We start from the raw sequence: 18,370 nt of genomic DNA on the forward strand, positions 1-18,370 counted from the left end.
TCATGGCAGAGATCGTCGGCGGGGGACGTCCGGTCAACGACGCCGAACGGCGGGTGATCGCTTATCTGCGCGACCAGGCGCCCGCCGACTGGCTGCTGCTGCACAACATCGAGCTTCCGCGCGGCCACGACGTCTTCGAGGTCGACCTGATCGTGCTCACCGGCCACTCGATCGTGATCGTCGACGTCAAGGGCACCAGGGGCCGCATCGAGGTGTCGGGCACCCGCTGGTTCCCGCCGCGCAGGGAGGCGTTCGGCTCCCCCGTGGCCAAGCTGCGGGGCACCGCCAAGGCGCTGAAGGGCCTGCTGGTGTCCAAGGCCACCCAGCTGGAGCGGGTCTACGTCGACAGCCTGGTCGTGCTCTCCTCGCCCGACGCCGAGCTGATCGACCCGGCCGGGCGCGACGCGATCAACGTCACCGACCTGCCCGGCCTGCTCGCCACGCTGAGCGACGTCTCCAGGGTCAGGCGCGGCTGCAGCCCGGACACCAAGCCGTACCTCACCGCGATCCTCGACGCGCTCAACCAGACCGTACGCCGCAGCACCGCGCCGCCGAGGTTCGGCAACTGGGAGGTCGAGGAGCAGCTCGGCGGCGACACCAAGATCACCGAATACCGCGCGTTCAACGCCACGCTGCCGGGCAGCGAGACCGTGCTGCTGCGCGTCTACCAGGCCGACCCGCTGGCCGACCACCACGCGCGGGCGGCCGAGCGGCAGCGCATCGCCAACGCGTACCAGACCCTGGCCAGGATCCCCCCGCACCCGTGCGTGGTGCGCTCGCGCGACTTCTTCGCCATCGACGACGAGAGCCGGTTCGTGCTGGTGCTGGACGACGTGCACGGCGAGACGCTGCAGCTGTCGCTGGGCAAGGGCGCCCGGCTGGGCGTGATCCAGGACCTGCTGCGCGGGCTGGCGCACGCCCACGCCCACGGCGTCGTCCACCGGGCGCTGACCCCGGCCTCCGTCCTGGTGACCGACGACGGGCATGCGGTGCTGACCGGGTTCGACTACGCCAAGCCGGGCCCGCGCAACTACACCGTGGCCCACGAGCTGGGCAACGTGCTCGACGCGCACTACGTGGCGCCCGAGTGCCAGGAGCGGCCCGACCTCATGACGACCGCCTCCGACGTCTACGCGGCCGGCGCGATCGCCTACCAGCTGCTCACCGGCCAGTTCCCGACGAGCGCCGACGCCCACGGCCCCGACGTGCCGGAGGTCGTACGCAGGATGCTCGACCACTCCCCGGCCAAGCGCCCGACCGCCGCGGAGGCCCTCGACGCCCTTGAGAGCGCGCCGCTCCAGGAGTCCCGCCTCAAGCGACTGGTACGTCGTCTAGTGTCCCGCTCATGACCATACAACTGCGTCCCGTTGAAGATGATCCGCCCGGCTCACGAGCGACCCCGACAGCACGCAGTGGTACGGCTTCCAGAACCGTCCCTTGACACTGAGCAAGAGCGAGCCCCGCGCAGCGGCACGCCCCGAACGGTCTTGGGCGCACTGGTCACCCACGTACAACCCCAGGCAGCGACGCACGTCCCGCGTGCGGTCCAATCCAGGGCGGCGGGCTCCTTCACGACCCGGCCATGCCAGCGCGGCCATCGGCAACCAGGGAGGCCCCGGGCCATCGCTCCGGTGGAACGGGGGCCCCGAAAGCCGGCGCCGCACCACACGTCCAGATCGCATACGGAGTGTAAAAGCATGGTGCCAGACCGTCAACGGCGCATCTACAGCGCGATCCGCTCCGACCTCGACGGAAAGTCCTAGACGGGCAGGTTGCGGCGTAACGCGCTGGCGTGGCTGAGATAGGTGCGCGCCAGCCCCGTACGACCGGCCGAGCGGTACAGCTCGCCCAGGAGCTGCGTGGACGAGGCCGCGCCGCTGAGGTCGCCGAGCTCCTGGAAGATCTCCAGCGACCGTTCGAGCCCGGTGGAGGCCCGCGCCAGGTCCCCGCGCGCCGCCTGCAGCCCGGCCAGGCTCTGCAGCGCGTACGCCCCGCAGTGCCGGTCCCCCAGCGACTCGAAGATCTCCAGGGCGTGCTGGTGGAACGACATCGCCTGGTGCAGGTGCCCCATCTGGAGGCACACGCAGCCCTCCCGATGGGCGTCCCCCAGTTCCTGGGCCAGCCGCATGGCCTGGCCGAGCGACTCCGACGCCTGCTCCAGGTCGCCCGACTTCAGGCAGGCCCGCCCGATGGCCTGGCGGGCGAACGCCTCGCCGTGCCGGTCGCCGGTGGACACGAAGATGGACAACGCGTCCCTGAAATGGCCGAGCGAGTGCGCGGTCCGGCCTCTGAACTGGCTCACGGCACCGAGCCCGCAGATGGAGGTGGCCTCGGCCCTCCGGTCCCCCAGGTCGGCGAATATCCGGCGGGAGCGGGTGAAGCCCTCGGCCGCCTCCTCGTAGCGGTCCTGGTAGAGGCCGACCTGCGCCAGGCCCCTGAGCATGGCGGCCTCGCCGTACCTGTCGCCGGCCGCCCGGGCGGCGGCGAGGGCGGACGTGTGGGTGCGCCGCCAGGTGCCGAGGTGGCAGTGCAGGTCGAGGTACGGGACCATGGCGGCGGCCAGCCCCCACGCCGACTCCGCGAGGCCCGCCCCGGCCGCCACCTCCACCGCCCCGGCCAGCGCCTCGTGCTCTGCCTCGAACCACGCGACCGGGTCGGACGTCAGCCGGTCGAGCGTGCGATCGGGCAGCCGCCAGCGCGGCGCCCGGGCGGCCGTGAGGCTGAACACGGTGGTCGGCAGCCGCGCCATGGCGTGCTCCGCGGTCGCCGTCCACGCCGCCAGCACCCTGGCCACCGCGTCCAGCCGGGGTCCGGCGCTCTCCCGTCCGAGCGGGAAGGCCGGAACGCGTTCGAGTGCGTGCCGGCCGATGAGGTCGGGGACGCGGTAGCGCGGCTGCCCCACCGCGTCGGTGCCGACGAGGTCCAGCAGGCTGACGTCCACCAGCAGGTCGGTCACGTCGTCGGCCCCGTGCCGCCCGAGCACCGCGTCGACCACCCATCCGGGCTGCGCGGACGCGCCGAGCAGGCCGAACGTCGCGAGCGTACGAGCGGCCTCCCCGGGCAGGCGCGCGTATCCGTCGTCGAAGCTGGCCCGCACGTCCCGTAGCTCGCCGAGCCAGTCGTCCTCCAGCCGCTGCCTGAGCACCGACAGCGACCACCCGGGCCGGGCGGCCAGGCGCGTGCCCGCGTTCCTGACGGCCAGCGGCAGCCCGCCGCAGGCGGCCACGATGGACAGGGCGGCCTCGCGCTCGCGGGCCACCCGGTCCCCGCCCGCGATGGAGCCGAGCAGGGACAGCGCCTCGTCAGGCGCCAGCGGCCCGAGCTGGACCAGCACCGCGCCGGGCAGCTCGGTGATGCGGCGCCGGCTGGTGACGATCACCGCGCTGCCGTTGCCGGGCAGCAGCGGGCGCACCTGGTCCGCGTCGCGGGCGTCGTCGAGCAGCACCAGCATCGGCCGTCCGGCCAGCAGCGACCTGAACAGCGCGGACCGCTCGCCCACGGTCGGCGGCACGCCGGGAACGCCGAGCCCCCTGAGCGCCTCGGCCAGCAGGTCACCCGGCTCCCGCGAGCCGACCTCCAGGTGGAGCTGCCCGGAGGGATAGGCGCCGCACAGCGCGTGCGCCGCGTGCACGGCCAGCGCCGACTTGCCCGCGCCCGGCGGCCCCGAGATCACCGCGACGGAGAACGGCCGGCTTAGCGCGGCCACCTCTCCGGTCCGGCCGGTGAAGTCGGGGAGGCGGGGCGGGAGCTGGCGGGGCACGGCGGGCAGCGCCTCGTCCGCCAGGATCAGCTCGTACGCCCCGCGCAGGTCGGCCCCCGGCTCGACGCCGAGCTCGTCCACGAGCTGGGCCCTGACCGTGGCGTAGGCACGCAGGGCCTCCGCCTTCCTGCCGCCGCTGTGCAGGGTCAGCACCAGCCGCCCCCACAGGTCCTCGCGGTACGGGTGCTCGGCCAGCAGCCCGCGCAGCTCGGACACGGCCCCGTCGTGGTCCCCACGCTGGATCCGCCGGTCGATCAGCGCCTCGGCGGCACGAAGGCGTACCTGGTCAAGGGGTTCTAGGCGACGGTCCCAGACGGGGCTGCCGGGCAAGTCGGACAGCGGCGCCCCGCGCCAGAGCGCGAGCGCCTCGGCGAACTCGCCCCGATCGACCATGGCCTCGAACTCCAGCAGGTCGAGCGCGCCGTCCCCCACGTCGATCGCGTACCCGGCTCCGTCGGCCCGCAGGAGCGAGGGCCCGAGGTCGGCGCGGAGCGAGCTGACGTACGTACGGAGGTTGGCCTGGGCGGAGCGGGGCGGGCGGTGCGGCCAGAGCACTTCGGCGAGCCGATCGGCGCCGACCACGCGGCCCGCGTCGAGCAGCAGCGTCGCCAGCAACATGCGGGGCTTCCTGCCGGAGATCCGGACGGGACGGCCATCGCGACGGACCTCCAGCGGCCCGAGCACATGGAAGGTGACCGGCACATCGGCTCCTCTACGGAGGTCTGACAGCTTCCTGTATCGGTTCTGGACGATTCCTGTGCGCTTTGTCCAGACCCTGGTCTCAGAGATCCCACGGGAAAGGATCACCCCATGAAGCTCAGCGCAGCAATGGTCGCGGGCCTCGCCTTGTTACTCAGCCTCGGTACGACGTCAGTCGCCGCGGCCGACCCCGTGCCGGAGTCGGACGCGCAGATCCTCGCCACGAACTTCCAGCTCCCGTTCCCCTGCAACCAGACGTGGACGGGCAACTCCAGCAACAGCAGCGCGCACCAGTCGTGGGAGATCGACTTCAACCGGGGCAGCACCGCGGACGCCGACCTCGGCGACACCGTGGTGGCGGCCGCGGCGGGAACCGTGGTGATCTCCGCGCACCAGGGCTCGACCAACGGTTACGGCAACCTCGTCAAGATCGACCACGGCGGCGGCTGGACCACGTACTACGCCCACCTGAACACCCGTACGGTCAGCGTGGGCCAGTCGGTGTCGCAGGGCCAGCAGATCGGCACGGTCGGCAACACCAGCAAGCCGGGCAACAACATCAGCCCCCACCTGCACTACGAGGTGCGACTGGGCACCAACTACCCGGACAACATCCAGAAGGCCGTCTTCAACGGCGTCACCTTCGGGTACCCGCAGCAGTCGGTGACCTCCAAGAACTGCGGCAACCCGCACACCCCGACGGAGGTCTGCGGCTCGGGCTACGACGTGATCGACTCGGCCACGCTCGGCAGTGACGGCGCCGTCTACCTGCTCTACAACTCCTCCAACGGCAACAACTGCGTGACCACGCTGAAGTACAAGAACGTCGGCACGGCCACCGCCACCACGGCCTACCTGGAAGTGGAGGGCAGTACGAGGAAGACGGACTCAGGCAACTTCGCCTACTACGCGGGACCGGTCATCGCCTCGGCGGCCGGCAAGTGCGTCAGGTGGGGCGGCAAGGCCGGCTCCTCGACCTACGACAGCCCGCTCGAACACTGCGGATGAAAGGCAGAGGGGCCGGGCGCTCTGCCGTCAACCTGGGAAAACCCCCGCCCGGCCCCTCTCATACATGAACTGTACCCAGTACATCTATCACGTAGAGTGATGGCTCGTCACCGAAACCGGAAACTGCCACCCGGCTTCCGACCTGCCGGCCCACGAGCGCGCCCAGCCAGCCGTCGGGCACATCCCCCTCTTTCAGCGTGAACGCGCTCGGCCCGCCCCTCCGGTAGGACGAGTCCACGACCGTCCGCTCGGGCCACGACGCGACCACGTACTGGACCACCACCTTCGAACCGGCGAGGACCTCCTCGCCGGAGCCGTCGATGAGCGTGCGGGGCGGCGAGCCCGGCGCGAGGTCCTTCGGGATCACCGGCAGGGTACGGCCGACCAGCCGGGCGTCGGGCGGATAGCCGCCCAGGACGTCGAAGACGAGCACCAGCGTGTCAGCGGGCGAGAGATCGGTCAGCGTGAGCGGCGCGTCCGGGCCGAGGGCCTCGCCCGCGGGGCTGACCAGCATGATCCGGCTGCCGGCGGTCCGGCCGATGAGCGCCTGCCGCCAGGTCTCCGACACCCGCCTGCCGTCGAAGACGACCGAGGTGGGTTGGTGGCCGTCGTACGTGCTCAGGTACGGCTGGTTGCCCGACCACCGCCGGATGTCCACGTCGGCGAGCACCACGTCGCCCGGCAGCGTGCGCCTCCCGCTGCCCGTCGACAGCACGGTGATCCGCGGCGTGCGGCCCGGACTGCCCTTGGGTATGGCCACGACCGGCTTGGTGCCGAACGCGCCCGTGACGACGGGCTCCGTGCCTTCCTCGGCCAGGCCGCACGACGTGGCGAGCATGAGCACGGCCGGCAAGAACAGGCGCACGATATCCTCCATGGCCTCACGGCCGGTGGTCCGAACGTGTTACTTGCCACAACGGGCAAAAGCAAAGCTGCCGGTCTCGCCATCTCACGACAAAGGCGCGGGAGACTTGAGCCGTGAGTGAGCGCAGCGAGCGAACCAATGGACACAGTGCAATGCGCACAGGGCCGACGAAGGAGGTCCTGTGAGCAAGCCCAACCTGGCACGCAGGGTCGCGGAGGCGGCCGAGATCGCGCTGACCACACGGAAGTACGTGACGTTCATCGACGTGGTGACGGGCCTGCGCTGGCTGCACTCCAGGCACGTGGACACCTGGCGGCAGGGCCGGGCAGGCACGCTGGCGGAGCTGGCGGCCGTCGACGAGGAGCGCCTGCTCACGACGGCCGGCCTGCTGCGGGAGTGGGCGCTGGCCAAGGGGCTCAGGCCGGTGGACACGCCGTACGTGGCCGGCACCCGCGACCACCGCGAGCTGCGCTTCACCTCCGGGCCCGGGCAGGAGCCGTTCCGCGTGCACTGGCTCTCGCCCGACCTCAGCGAGGCCAGGGTCCGCAAGCTGTCCGAGCCCAAGGTGCCCGACCTGGTGGCGGTGGCCCCGCTCGACGCCTGGACGTGCGCCTCCTGCGGCGACACCGGCCCCTACCTGATCATGGAGGAGGACCGGCCGCACTGCCTGACCTGCGCGGACATGGACCACCTGGTGTTCCTGCCGGCCGGCAACGCCGCGCTCAGCCGCCGCGCCAAGCAGGAGAGCGGCCTGTCGGCGGTGGTCGTGCGGTACAACCGGCGGCGCAAGGTCTACCAGCGCTTCGGCCTGCTGGTGGAGGAGGCCGCGCTGGCCGCCGCCGAGGAGCGGTGCCTGGCCGACGAGGAGGTACGCGAGCGCCGCCGCGAACGCGACCGCGTCCGCAGGGCCGAGCAGGACGTCGACTTCCAGGCCAGGATGGCGGCCGAGATCGCCAGGCTGTTCCCCGGCTGCCCCCGGGACCGGGCCCAGGAGATCGCCGAGCACGCCGCCCAGCGCGGCAGCGGCCGGGTGGGCAGGACGGCGGCGGCCAAGGCGCTCTCCGAAACTGTCATCACGCTGGCCGTCATCGCCTCCATCAGGCACCTCGACACCGACTACGACCGCCTGCTCATGTCCGGCGTGCCCAGGATGGAGGCCAGGGACAGGATCAGGGAAAGCATCGAGCGCAAACTGGAGGAGTTCCGCGGATGAGCGACTGGCACGACGTACGGGAAGAGCTGCGCGCCTTCGCACTCGGGCTGCCCGAGGCGCACGAGGACCACCCGTGGGGCGAGACCGTCATCAAGGCGAACAAGAAGGTCTTCCTCTTCCTCGGCATCGACGAGCAGACCGAGAAGTGGGACCCGATGTTCAGCGTGAAGCTGCTGTCGGAGGCGCACGGCCACGCGCTGACCGTGGAGGGGGCCGCGCCAACCGGCCACGGGCTCGGCAAGGCGGGGTGGGTGACGGTGCCGTTCCTGTCGGAGCTGCCCGAGACGGAGGTGCTGCTCGACTGGGTGGAGGAGAGCTACCGGGCCATCGCGCCCAAGCGGGCGGTCAAGCAGCTGGACGAGAACCCGGTCAGGTGACCGCGAGGCGCGTGGCGTACCGCTCGTCGCGCCACAGCTCCTTGCCCGTCGAGTCTGGCGCAAGCACTTCGAGCAGCGTGGCCGCCGCGTCGTGGACGTCGGCGTAGCCGATGTAGAGCGGCGCGAAGCCGAACCTGAGGACGTCCGGCGCGCGGAAGTCCCCGTGCACGCCCCGGTCGATCAGCGCGCGCATCACCGGGTAGCCGTGGGGGTGGCGGAAGCTCACCTGGCTGCCCCGGGCGGCGGCGTCGGCGGGCGAGACCAGCTCCAGCGCGTCGCCGACCAGGTCCACGAAGAGCGAGGTCAACGCCATGCTCTTGGCCCGCACCTGGTCCATCGGCACCCGCTCCCACACGTCGAGCGCCGCCTCCAGCGCCGCGAACGACAGCACGTGCGGGGTGCCCACCGCGAACCGCCGGACGCCCTCCGCCGGGCGGTAGTCGGCCTCGAACGCGAACGGCTCGGCGTGCCCGTGCCAGCCGGACAGCACGTTCTCGGCGGCGGCGTGGTGCCGCGGGTTGACGTAGAGGAAGGCGGGCGCGCCCGGCCCCGCGTTGAGGTACTTGTACGTGCACCCCACCGCGAAGTCGGCCCCCGAGACGTCCACGTCCATGGCCCCCACGCTGTGGCACACGTCCCAGACCATCAGCGCGCCGGCCTCGTGCACCCGGGCGGTGACCGACGGCACGTCGTGGCGGGCGCCGGTGCGGTAGTCGACCTCCGACAGCAGCACCACGGCCGCGTCGTCGAAGCGCCCCTGCGCGAAGTCGCGCACCTCGTAGCCGCCGAGCAGCCCGGCCAGCCCCTGGACCATGTAGTGGTCGGTGGGGAAGTTCCGGACGTCTGAGACGATCACCCGGCGGTCGGGACGCAGCCGCAGCGCCGCGGCCACCGCCTGGAAGACCGCGATCGAGGTGGTGTTGCCCACCACGACCTGCCCGGGGCCCGCGCCGATCAGCGGGGCCAGCCGGTCGCCCGCGGTCAGCGGCTGGGCGTACCAGCCGGCGTGGTTCCAGCCGCCGACGAGCTGCCTGCCCCATTCGTCCTCGACCGTCTGCCGCACCCGTTCGGCGGTGCGGCGGGGCAGCGCGCCGAGCGAGTTGCCGACGAGGTAGACGACCCCCTCCGGCAGCACGAACTCGTCCTTGAAAGCCCGCAGCGGGTCGTTCGCGTCGAGGGCGAGGCACTGGTCGCGGTCCACGATTCACTCCTGTTGCGGGGGGATGGTGGCGACTATCCGGTTCACGCCATTCTGGTACTCGCGGGCGTACCACTTCTGCACCGGGTTGTGGGTCGCGTCCAGCCGGAACGTCCCTCGCGGCCCGTCCAGCTCGCCCACCGCCGCCATTCCGCCGTTCGCGGATAATCCCCGGTCGATGAGCCGCATGGCGTCCCAGCCCTGGAGCGCGACCGAGGACGGGTTCCTGCCGGTCCTGGCCCGCCACCGGGCCACGAACGCGGCGTTGTCCGGGTTGTCCAGCGCGGGCGAGTACATGCCGACGGTGGTGACGCCCTCGGCCTCCCGGCCGACGGCTCGCAGCACGTCCTCGTCCGTGAGGTTCTGGCAGCCCAGTAACGCGATCTCGGAGGCGTGCTGCCGGTACCCCTTCAGGAACTCGACCGCCTCTCCCCCGGCGTAGAACGCGTACAGGAGCTTCGTCCCGGGCGGGATCTGGGCGAAGTACGGCTCCAGGTCCGTGACCCGGCCGTAGGGCGTCAGGATGCGTTTGAGGGGCTGCGCGCCGTATCCCTCGGCGAAGCCCCTGAGCGTTTCGACGCCCGCCGAGTAGTCGGAGGCCATGAGCACCACACCCTCCTTGCCGTACCGCTCGGCGGCGTACCGGCCGGCCGCGTAGCCGTGGGCGTGGTTGGTGTACGACACGCGGAAGACGTTCGGGCCGCCCAGCGCGTCGGCGCCCGCGTTGGCGATCACCACGGGAGTGCGGCCCGCCGCCTTGACCACCGACTCGGCGACGGGCGAGGAGATCAGCCCGGTGATCACGTTCACGCCCTCGTCCTCGATGAGCCGCCTGGCCTGCTTCTGGCCCTCCTCCGGGTTGCCGGCGTCGTCGGCCACGACCAGCCGGGCCGGCCGGTCGCCCAGGCGTCCCCCGTGGTCGTCCAGGTAGAGGCGCATGGCGGCCTCCATGTCGTCGCCGAGCGCGGCGTACACGCCGGTCTGCGAGATGATCGCGCCGACCTTGACCGGGGGATCGCCCTCGGCCAGCAGCGGCGCCGACCCGCCGCAACCGGCGGCCATCAGCACCACCAACCCCAGGACGGATACGCGCATGGCTCAGCCCGGGAACGCCTCTGCCGTACGGGGGGTCATGGCCGCTCCTGCGGACGGTAGGCGACGGCCTGCATCTCGATGAGCAGGTGGGGGTGCGGGAGCTGGTGCACCGCGACGGTGGCCCTTGTGGGCCCCTCCTCGTCGAAGAACTCGGCGTAGACCTCGTTGTAGCCCGTGAAGTCGTTCATGTTGACCAGATAGGCAGTGATTTGAACCAGGTCGCCGAGCGAGCCTCCGGCGGCCTTGAGGATGTCGCCGACGTTCTCGATGACCGCCCTGGTCTGAGCGCGGATGTCCAGGTTGGTCGCACCGTAGTCGTCCACTTCCACGCCCACGAAGGTGCCGTCGGTGCGCCGGCAGTTCGTGCCCGAGACGTACAGGAGGTCGCCTGCCCGCTTGACGTGCGGGAACCTGCCTCGGGGAGCGGCCTTGCCGGGCACCAGGAGCCCTTTGGTGCGTTCGATCACTTGGAGAACACCGCCCGGACGGAGCCCAGCCCCTCGATGCGCGCCTCGAACTCGTCCTCCGGGCCGGCGGGCACGACGGGGCCCAGCGCGCCGGTCAGCACCACGTCTCCGGCGCGCAGCGCGTAGTCGGTGCGGCCGAGCCGGGTGGCGAGCCAGACGGCGGCGTTGAGCGGGTTGCCCATGACCAGGTCGCCGGAGCCGGTCGAGACCTCCTCGCCGCGCCGGGTCATCGTCATCCGGACCGCCCGCAGGTCGAGCCCGGTCAGCGGGACGGGCGTGCTGCCCAGCACGAACGCGCCGGCCGAGGCGTTGTCCGCGACCGTGTCGGCCAGCGAGATGTCCCAGTCGGCGATCCGCGAGTCGGCGATCTCGATGGCGGGCAGCGCGAAGTCCACGGCCCTGAGCACATCGGCGGCCGTGAACGGCCCGCCGGCCAGGTCCTTGCCGAGCACCAGCGCGACCTCGGCCTCGGCCCGCGGCTGCAGGAAGGCGTCGACGGGCACGGGGAGCCCGTCGCAGTAGGACATGTCCGCGAAGAGCATGCCGAAGTCCGGCTGGTCGATGCCGAACTGCCGCTGCAGCACCACGTTGGTCACGCCGATCTTCCTGCCGACCAGCCGCCGCCCCGCTCCGAGCGCCCGCCGCGTGTTGATCTCCTGAATGGCGTACGCCTCGGCCACCGTGCTGACCAGGTCCCTGATCGGCGGGCACGGTTTGCCGGAACTCGCGGCATCGGCCAGCCGGTCGGCGACCTGGGACCGCGTGTCCACGGCCTCGGACCATTCGTCATGCATCGGGTTGCTCCAGTCTGATGGTGATCGTGGTGGGTTGAGAGTAGAAGTCGAGTGACTGGACGCCGCCCTCCCTGCCGATGCCCGACAGCTTCACGCCGCCGAACGGGGTGCGCAGGTCACGCAGATACCAAGTGTTCACCCAGACGAGCCCGGCCTCCAGCCGCTGCGCCACCCGGTGGGCGCGGTCGAGGTTACCCGTCCAGAGCGTGGCGGCCAGGCCGTACTCGCTGCCGTTGGCCAGATCGACCGCCTCGGCCTCGCTGTCGAAGGGCGCGACATGGCACACGGGGCCGAAGATCTCTTCTCTGTTGAACCTTGACCACTCCGACAAGCCTGCCACCACCGTCGGTTCCACGAAATATCCGGCATCGCGGTTGTCGCCGAACGCGGGGACGCCACCCCCCGTGAGCACCTTGGCTCCCTCCGAGCGGGCCAGGGCGTAGTAGGAGAGCACCTTCTCGCGGTGCTCCTTCGAGATCATGGGCTGCGGCTCGAATTCCTGCGCGCGGGCCGACAGCCGGGCGCAGAACTCCTCGAAGATCGACCGCTGCACGTAGACCCGCTCGGTGCACAGGCACACCTGCCCGCCGTTGGTGAAGACCGACTTCGCGGTCCCCTCGACGGCCCGGTCGAGCCGGCAGTCCTCGAAGATCAGCCCCGCGTTCTTGCCGCCCAGCTCGAACGAGATCGGCTTGACCCGGTCGGCCGCCGTGTTCATGATCGCGGTGCCGGTCCTGGTGGAGCCGGTGAACGTCACGGCGTCCACCCCCGGGTGCTCGACCAGGAGGTGGCCGGAGGAGCCGTACCCGAAGATGATGTTGACGACGCCCGCGGGCAGCCCGGTGTCGGCGCAGATCTCGGCGAAGACCGCCGCCGAGCCCGGCGTGTGCTCCGACGGCTTGACCACCACGGTGTTGCCGGCGACGAGGGCGGGCGCGAGCTTCCAGGTCATCAGCAGGAACGGCAGGTTCCACGGGACGATCACCGCGACCACGCCGAGCGGCCTGCGCACGGTGTAGCTGAGCACCCCGGACAGGTGGAAGGCGTCGTCCGGGCGCTGGGCGGCGATCTCGGCGAACGCGCGGAAGTTGGCGATGCCTCGCGGGACGTCGAGCGTGCGGGTCTGGTCGATCGGCTTGCCCGTGTCGGCGATCTCCGCGTCCACCAGGTCGTCGAAGCGGGACTCGATGCCCTCGGCCAGGCGCCGCATCCACCCGGCGCGCTCGCCGACGGGCATCGCCGCCCAGTCGCGGGCCGCCTCCCTGGCCGCGCGCACCGCCCGGTCCACGACTTCGGGGTCGGCCTCGTGCACCTGCCTGATCACCGCGCCCGTCACCGGGTCGTGGACGGGGAACGTCTTACCCGCGCCCACCGGCTCGCCACCGATGAAATGGGTCAGCACAACACTCTCCTCTTCTCCCCTGTATAGATCGCCGGGCGATGGGCGGACAACGGGTGCGTCGGGACCTTCCTGATCGCATCGTCTCCCCGGAACGCGGCCCGCGCTATGAGCGATGCTGTTGCACATGCGAACCAGAACCGATCAAGTGGCTGCCCACGACGGCAGCTTCGACGTCCGCCTGTGGTTCCCCGACGCCGGGACGGGCCCCGGCATCCTGCTCGTCCAGGAGATCTACGGGGTGGGGCCGTACATCGAGAAGGTCGCGCTGGACCTGGCCTCGCGCGGCTACGTGGTGGCCGCGCCGGACCTGTTCTGGCGCCTGCACCCCGGCTGGCTGGGCGAGCACACCCCCGAGGGCACGGCGGCCGCGATCGAGCTGGCCGGCGGGTTCGACTTCGCGCAGGGGGTGGCCGACTGCGCGCTCACGGTGGCCCACCTGGGCGAGTTGCCCGAGGTGGCGGGCGGGGTCGGCGCGGTCGGGTTCTGCCTGGGCGGCTCGATCGACTACATGCTGGCCACACAGGTGGAGCTGGCCGCGGTCCTGTCCTTCTACGGCTCCGCCGTGCCCGACTCGACCGGGCTCATGGAGCGCATCACCGCGCCGCTCCTGCTGGTCTTCGGCGGCAGCGACCCGTACATCCAGCGTGACCGGGTGGCCGTCGTCGAGCAGGCGGCGCAAGGCCGGCCGAACGTGGTCATGCACGTCGAGGAGGAGGCCGGGCACGCCTTCCACAACAGCGAGGCACCGATGTTCCACCACCCAGAGGCGGCCGCCCGCACCTGGGAGGTGGCGCTCACCTTCCTGTCCGAGCACCTCCCGGTGACCCTGTCCAGATAGACATCTTCCGGTACCCCTAGATCATCGCCATTATGGGCGGATGGCGCGGACGTGGGAATTGTGGGGAAACGTCATTATTGCTGGTACGTTTGCACTTCCCCTGGCCTTGCTAGCAATCTTGCTCCTCTCCCGTCACCGCGCTCGCGCCAGCCACCCGGCACCCCTGCGCACGTCGATCGCCGACGTCGGCATAGCGGTCGGCACGGCTCCGTGGATCTGGATGACCCTCACCCCGCGCAACGGTCAGACCGGAGTCAGTCCCGTCCCGTTCAAAGATCTCATCGACCTGGTCAGCGCGCCGTGGGAGGCGGTGTTGGTGCAGGTCGGAGGCAATCTGCTGGTGTTCGCCGCGCTCGGCGCGCTGCTCCCGGTGCGCAGCCGCGCGATGTCCTCTCTCCCGCGCGTTGCGGCGGTCGCGGCCGCATTTTCGGTCATCGTCGAGGTCCTGCAGTACGCCTTGCGACTAGGCCGTTTCTCCTCCGTCGACGATGTGCTCCTGAACACGGCAGGCGCCGTGATCTTCGCTTTGGTTACTCGGCGCTGGTGGGCCGATCGAGTACCGGCCGGGACCGTTCCACGATAACGGTCTGCTAAAACTCGCCGGAATTCACCACTCGGGCACGATCCGCTCAAAAGAAGGCCGCGACCAACCTTTCTATCTGTGCGATCGTGGACAAGACGGGGCAAGTTCTCTGGAGACGCCACAACCTGGTTGGTGACAGAGGGTGATCAAAGTTGTCTGAATCCCCGGTACCCCACGAGCCCCCTATCTATCGCCGCATCGCCGACGGCCTCCGCGCCCGGATCCTGTCCGGCGAACTGCGCGACGGGGACCGACTACCGGGCGAGAACGCGCTGATGGCCGAATACGCAATCGCACGAGCCACCGCCAGGCAGGCGCTTGCCGTACTGATCAACGAAGGGCTGGCGGTGCCCAAACGAGGCTCGGGGGTATACGTGCGGCTGTTCAAACCGATCCGCAGGCACGGCTCACGCCGCCTGTCGAGAGAGCAGTGGGGTCAGGGGCGGGCCATCTGGGACGCCGACACGCGTGGCCGGCCTTTCACCGTGGACCGGGTGGAAGTGGTGTTGGAGCGAGCCAGCGAGGAGGTGGCGGGCGTCCTCGAGAGCGGCGAGGTATGGGTACGTCGCCGCCGCTACTCGGTCGACACCAGGCCCGTGCAGCTGGCCACCTCGTATTTCCCGGCGCACCTGGTCGAAGGCAGCGCGATCACCCTCGCGGACACCGGACCGGGTGGCGTCTACGCCAGGCTGAGCGACCTGGGCGTCTCCCCCGCCCACTTCACCGAGGAGGTGCGGGCGCGGATGCCGTCACCCCGCGAGATCGCGCTGCTCGACCTGCCGGGGGGCACACCGGTGATCGTGATCGCCAGGACCGCCTACACCTCGGGCGGGCTGCCCGTCGAGCTCAACGAGATGGTGCTCGACTCCGCCGCGTACGTGCTCCAGTACGACTTCGATGCCTAGTTTGTCAAGGAAGGTGACCCTGTCCGGCACGATCATTGTGTTCTCTAGAGAAGTACCGCATCGTCGAAGGAGATGGAACCCTCGCCTGGGGCCGGGAAAGGCGAACAGCGATGTCCTTTGATCGGCATCTTGCCGAGATCGCCCGGGAGTATCCCCAATGGACCATCTGGCGGAGCGACGCGGGCCGCTGGTGGGCCACGAGACACCATCCGCTCAGCGCGGCGCAGCGCGATGCCGGATGTGCGATGACCATCGACGCGGACGACCCGGACGGCCTGCGCGGCCGGCTCCGGGACCAGGAGAGGCGGGCCGGTGGGCAGCACCCGCGGGCCGGCCCCGCACCTCCATGACGCCGGCCGTGGCGCGCCCCACGGCCGGCGCACAAGAGCAGCCCGGTGCCGTGTCCAGCGTCTCGGCGGCCCCGGCACCGGGCCACCAACAGGAGGGGCCACTGACGCGGAAGCCTCCGACCCGATCGGGGGCGGGGGCTTCCGCTCCGTGGACCGCCTGCACCGCCGGGCCGCGCACCCCTTCCCCAATCGCGCGGCCCCGCGGCTCTCACCGCCCGCTCGGCTGTGGGGCGGTCCCAGCCGGGGGGGGGCCCCCCCCCCCCCGGCCCCCCCCGGGGGGGGGGGCGGGGGGCCCAAGGCCACCCCGGCCAATTGGTTTTGGGGGTGGGTGGAGTAGCTCCCCACCACCACGGGGGTGTACTCCATAACAACCTCCTCGTCCACGATGACCCGCACGTCCTCCTGCGGCGAGACCGGGGCCGCGACCGCGTCGGGGACCAGCGGCCCGGCCGCCGACTCGGTGCGCATGAGGTCGCCGAGCACGGAGCTGATCTCGGTCAGCCGCCGCACGACCTCCGTGTGCGTGTTGGTCAGATATTCGACCCGCCGCCCCGTCTGCTCGTCGAGCGCGGCGGTGCGCTGCTGCGCGGAGGTCAGCATCGACTCCGAGTCGTTCCGCGCGCCCGTCACCAGCTGCTCGGCCTGCGCGTTGGCGGCCTGCATGATCTGCTCCGACTCCGACTGGGCGGCCGTGACCAGCCGCTCGGACTCGGCGCGCGAGTCGCGCAGCAGGTCCTCGGCCTCGGTGCGGGCGGCTGCGAGCTGCTCCTCCGCGTCCGAGCCCGCCTGGGCCAGCATCCGCTCCGCCGCCTGCGTGGCCTCGTTCACGCGCCGCTCCGCCTCCGCCTGGGCGGAGGTGAGGATCTTGTCGGCGGTCTCGCGGGACGACGTCAGCAGCCGGTCGGCCTCCGACTTGGCCGCGTCCCGCACGCTGGCGGCCTCGGCCACGGCGTCCTCCCGCTTGGCCGCGGCCTCCTCCTCGCCGAGCCGGAGGATCTGGGCGAGTCTCGGGCTCAGGTCGTCGTAGCTCTGCGGCGCCTCGACCATGCGCCGCCTGGCCTCCGCGAGCTCGATGCGGCCCTGCTCTGCCTGGTCGATGGCCCGGGCCAGCCGCTCTTCCAGATCCCTTACCTGGTTGCGGGTTCGGATCATGTAGTCGTGAACCTGACGGCGGTTGTAGCCGCGCATCACGACCTCGAAGGTGTCCTCTTGCATCAGATCGGGAATGCTCTCGTGCTGGTTCATCATGGGGGTTACCTAAGGGTGGTTTGCGTGAGGCGGGGGAAAATTGCGGGTTGTGAGGGTCTGACAACGAGACGTCAGGAAACGACTTTCCTGCCATCTGCCCACGTCCGCAACCGGAACGCCTCAGCCGGACGGGGAATTACGATGGCTCGGATGTACATCGCATCGTTGGATAACGGGGCAGTCCCGGACATACACCCTGAGGCCTTCATAGCCCCTGGCGCCGTCGTGGTCGGCAGAGTGCGAGTGGGCCGGGCGTCCAGCATCTGGTACGGCTCCGTTCTCCGAGGGGACGACGAGCGGATCGAGATCGGCGAGGAGTGCAACGTACAGGATCTGAGCTGCTTGCACGCCGATCCCGGCGAGCCGGCGATCCTGGAGGACCGGGTCAGCCTGGGCCACAAGGCCATGGTCCACGGCGCCCATGTGGAGACCGGCGCGCTGATCGGAATCGGCGCGATCGTGCTGGGCGGCGCCCGCATCGGTGCGGGCACCCTGGTGGCCGCCGGCGCGCTCGTCGGACCGGGCAAGAAGATCCCGTCCGGCGTGCTGGTGGCCGGTGTGCCCGGAAAAATCGTACGCGAACTCACCGACGACGACCGGGCGTCCTTCGCCCGCACGCCGGACAACTACATGGCCAAGGCGCTCAGGCACCGGCAGGCGTCATCGCTTTGATCAGGACCTCGTCCGACACCGAGGCGGTGTTGAGCGCGTCCGCGTACTCGGGCAGCTCGGGGCGTAAAAACCGGACGAAGTCGACGGTCAGCTTCAGGTCGGGCACGCCCTTGACCAGCTTGGCGTTGGCCTTGGTCGCGTCCTTCTTGAGCAGGTTGTAGCTGTCCCAGTCGGTGTAGGCGGTGATGCCCCACTGGAGCACGTCGGGGAGGTTGGACGGCCAGCGCCGGCCGACCTTCCACTTGCCGCCGTCCTCCCTGTAGAGCGCGACGAAGACGCGGCCCACCCGGCCGAGCGCCAGGTCCACCCAGCCGGTCTTGACGGCTAGCTCCTGAGGTTTGGAGCTGCCGTCCTGGGTGTACTTCACCTCGACCTTGCCGCTCTGTTCGGCCGTGCCGGTGGTGACCGACACCCAGTTGGGCTTGGCGTACGAGCCGGGCTGGCGGGCCATCAGGCCCCCGAGCGAGAACTTCCGCTTGGGCTGCCCGCCCTTCTTGCCCTCGACCTTGACCCTGGCGTACATGAGCACGTCGCCCGCCAGCTCCTGGTACACGAAGGGGCCGCGGAAGCCGTCGAACCAGGCCGAGGTCCTGGGCTCCAGATACAGGGAGCCCTTGACGGTCTTGTTGATGTCGAGCTTGCCGATCCGGTCGACGTCCTTCTCCGTCTCGCTCAGCTTGGTCCACATGGACATGTCCGTCGCGTTCTGGAACTCCGTGGACGCCTCGCCCACCTCACCGCCGGGCTCCGGCGCCGTGGCCTTGTCCAGTGTGAGCACCCCCGGCCCCGTCGGGGACGGCTGCGCCGTCGTGGCCGTACCGCAAGCGGAGAGCGCGCCGACCACCGCCAGCACCCCTGCAACCTTCGCCCTCATAACGGTCATTGTGCCGTGAAAT

Annotated in this window: 17 protein-coding genes; 8 read left to right on the forward strand and 9 right to left on the reverse strand. The window is 70.8% G+C overall.

What is annotated here, in order from left to right; all coding sequences use genetic code 11:
• Positions 1–2: 2 nt before the first annotated feature.
• Complete coding sequence (locus tag ACIBI9_RS24300) at positions 3–1,349, forward strand: NERD domain-containing protein (RefSeq protein WP_397224492.1); 1,347 nt, start codon at positions 3–5, stop codon at positions 1,347–1,349.
• A 410-nt stretch (positions 1,350–1,759) separates the two neighbouring features.
• Here ACIBI9_RS24300 and ACIBI9_RS24305 read toward each other — a convergent pair whose 3' ends face one another.
• A complete protein-coding gene (locus ACIBI9_RS24305) occupies positions 1,760–4,462 on the reverse strand; it encodes a BTAD domain-containing putative transcriptional regulator (protein WP_397224494.1) in 2,703 nt (900 codons plus the stop codon).
• A 108-nt stretch (positions 4,463–4,570) separates the two neighbouring features.
• Between ACIBI9_RS24305 and ACIBI9_RS24310 the strand changes: the two genes are divergently transcribed.
• Positions 4,571–5,467, forward strand: coding sequence for a M23 family metallopeptidase (locus ACIBI9_RS24310; RefSeq protein WP_397224496.1), 897 nt, complete (start codon positions 4,571–4,573; stop codon positions 5,465–5,467).
• Positions 5,468–5,525: 58 nt separating this feature from the next.
• On the opposite strand, the gene ACIBI9_RS24315 is transcribed toward ACIBI9_RS24310, so the two are convergent.
• Positions 5,526–6,332, reverse strand: coding sequence for an FKBP-type peptidyl-prolyl cis-trans isomerase (locus ACIBI9_RS24315; protein ID WP_397224498.1), 807 nt, complete (start codon positions 6,330–6,332; stop codon positions 5,526–5,528).
• 181 nt (positions 6,333–6,513) lie between these two features.
• Here ACIBI9_RS24315 and ACIBI9_RS24320 point away from each other — a divergent pair, with 181 nt between their 5' ends.
• Entirely contained in the window at positions 6,514–7,545 is a 1,032-nt protein-coding gene (locus ACIBI9_RS24320) for a DUF2293 domain-containing protein (protein ID WP_397224500.1), read from the forward strand.
• Complete coding sequence (locus tag ACIBI9_RS24325) at positions 7,542–7,922, forward strand: MmcQ/YjbR family DNA-binding protein (protein WP_397224502.1); 381 nt, start codon at positions 7,542–7,544, stop codon at positions 7,920–7,922. Before ACIBI9_RS24320 ends, ACIBI9_RS24325 begins: the two co-directional genes overlap by 4 nt.
• On the opposite strand, the gene kynU is transcribed toward ACIBI9_RS24325, so the two are convergent.
• Genes kynU through ACIBI9_RS24350 form a run of 5 tightly spaced genes read right to left on the reverse strand, consistent with a single transcriptional unit; the run spans position 7,915 to position 12,878 of the window.
• The gene (gene kynU / locus ACIBI9_RS24330) at positions 7,915–9,126 is read right to left on the reverse strand and encodes a kynureninase (protein ID WP_397224730.1); all 1,212 of its coding nucleotides are present in this window, start codon (positions 9,124–9,126) and stop codon (positions 7,915–7,917) included. The two genes, ACIBI9_RS24325 and kynU, sit on opposite strands and share 8 nt — an antisense overlap.
• Complete coding sequence (locus ACIBI9_RS24335; protein WP_397224504.1) at positions 9,127–10,215, reverse strand: ABC transporter substrate-binding protein; 1,089 nt, start codon at positions 10,213–10,215, stop codon at positions 9,127–9,129.
• 35 nt (positions 10,216–10,250) lie between these two features.
• Positions 10,251–10,682, reverse strand: a complete 432-nt coding sequence (locus ACIBI9_RS24340) for a RidA family protein (RefSeq protein ID WP_397224506.1) — start codon at positions 10,680–10,682, stop codon at positions 10,251–10,253.
• The gene (locus ACIBI9_RS24345) at positions 10,679–11,476 is read right to left on the reverse strand and encodes a 2-keto-4-pentenoate hydratase (protein WP_397224508.1); all 798 of its coding nucleotides are present in this window, start codon (positions 11,474–11,476) and stop codon (positions 10,679–10,681) included. The genes ACIBI9_RS24340 and ACIBI9_RS24345 overlap by 4 nt, the downstream gene beginning before the upstream one ends.
• Positions 11,469–12,878, reverse strand: a complete 1,410-nt coding sequence (locus tag ACIBI9_RS24350; protein ID WP_397224510.1) for an aldehyde dehydrogenase family protein — start codon at positions 12,876–12,878, stop codon at positions 11,469–11,471. Before ACIBI9_RS24350 ends, ACIBI9_RS24345 begins: the two co-directional genes overlap by 8 nt.
• Before the next feature lie 124 nt (positions 12,879–13,002).
• Here ACIBI9_RS24350 and ACIBI9_RS24355 point away from each other — a divergent pair, with 124 nt between their 5' ends.
• From ACIBI9_RS24355 to ACIBI9_RS24365, 3 genes are all read left to right on the forward strand, one after another.
• Positions 13,003–13,716 carry a dienelactone hydrolase family protein gene (locus ACIBI9_RS24355; RefSeq protein ID WP_397224512.1) on the forward strand — a complete coding sequence of 238 codons (714 nt, stop codon included), beginning with the start codon at positions 13,003–13,005 and terminating at the stop codon, positions 13,714–13,716.
• Positions 13,717–13,756: 40 nt separating this feature from the next.
• Entirely contained in the window at positions 13,757–14,299 is a 543-nt protein-coding gene (locus tag ACIBI9_RS24360; RefSeq protein ID WP_397224513.1) for a VanZ family protein, read from the forward strand.
• A 152-nt stretch (positions 14,300–14,451) separates the two neighbouring features.
• A complete protein-coding gene (locus tag ACIBI9_RS24365) occupies positions 14,452–15,204 on the forward strand; it encodes a GntR family transcriptional regulator (RefSeq protein WP_397224514.1) in 753 nt (250 codons plus the stop codon).
• 44 nt (positions 15,205–15,248) lie between these two features.
• Here the strand turns inward: ACIBI9_RS24365 and ACIBI9_RS24370 are convergent, their stop codons facing one another.
• Positions 15,249–16,802: a hypothetical protein gene (locus tag ACIBI9_RS24370; RefSeq protein ID WP_397224515.1), complete on the reverse strand. Its 1,554-nt coding sequence runs from the start codon at positions 16,800–16,802 to the stop codon at positions 15,249–15,251.
• Positions 16,803–16,952: 150 nt separating this feature from the next.
• Between ACIBI9_RS24370 and ACIBI9_RS24375 the strand changes: the two genes are divergently transcribed.
• Entirely contained in the window at positions 16,953–17,474 is a 522-nt protein-coding gene (locus ACIBI9_RS24375; RefSeq protein WP_397224517.1) for a gamma carbonic anhydrase family protein, read from the forward strand.
• Here the strand turns inward: ACIBI9_RS24375 and ACIBI9_RS24380 are convergent.
• Entirely contained in the window at positions 17,446–18,348 is a 903-nt protein-coding gene (locus ACIBI9_RS24380; RefSeq protein WP_397224519.1) for a hypothetical protein, read from the reverse strand. The two genes, ACIBI9_RS24375 and ACIBI9_RS24380, sit on opposite strands and share 29 nt — an antisense overlap.
• Positions 18,349–18,370: the final 22 nt, after the last annotated feature.

The sequence above is a fragment of the Nonomuraea sp. NPDC050451 genome (genome assembly GCF_044458585.1).

Bases quoted from the DNA above. Each gene is read 5' to 3' on its own strand.
- ACIBI9_RS24325 (WP_397224502.1), top strand. From the start codon at position 7,542: ATGAGCGACTGGCACGACGTACGGGAAGAGCTGCGCGCCTTCGCACTC.
- ACIBI9_RS24380 (WP_397224519.1), bottom strand. From the start codon at position 18,348: ATGAGGGCGAAGGTTGCAGGGGTGCTGGCGGTGGTCGGCGCGCTCTCC.
- ACIBI9_RS24355 (WP_397224512.1), top strand. From the start codon at position 13,003: ATGCGAACCAGAACCGATCAAGTGGCTGCCCACGACGGCAGCTTCGAC.
- ACIBI9_RS24310 (WP_397224496.1), top strand. From the start codon at position 4,571: ATGAAGCTCAGCGCAGCAATGGTCGCGGGCCTCGCCTTGTTACTCAGC.
- ACIBI9_RS24300 (WP_397224492.1), top strand. From the start codon at position 3: ATGGCAGAGATCGTCGGCGGGGGACGTCCGGTCAACGACGCCGAACGG.
- ACIBI9_RS24335 (WP_397224504.1), bottom strand. From the start codon at position 10,215: ATGCGCGTATCCGTCCTGGGGTTGGTGGTGCTGATGGCCGCCGGTTGC.
- ACIBI9_RS24375 (WP_397224517.1), top strand. From the start codon at position 16,953: ATGTACATCGCATCGTTGGATAACGGGGCAGTCCCGGACATACACCCT.
- ACIBI9_RS24345 (WP_397224508.1), bottom strand. From the start codon at position 11,476: ATGCATGACGAATGGTCCGAGGCCGTGGACACGCGGTCCCAGGTCGCC.
- ACIBI9_RS24360 (WP_397224513.1), top strand. From the start codon at position 13,757: ATGGCGCGGACGTGGGAATTGTGGGGAAACGTCATTATTGCTGGTACG.
- ACIBI9_RS24370 (WP_397224515.1), bottom strand. From the start codon at position 16,802: ATGATGAACCAGCACGAGAGCATTCCCGATCTGATGCAAGAGGACACC.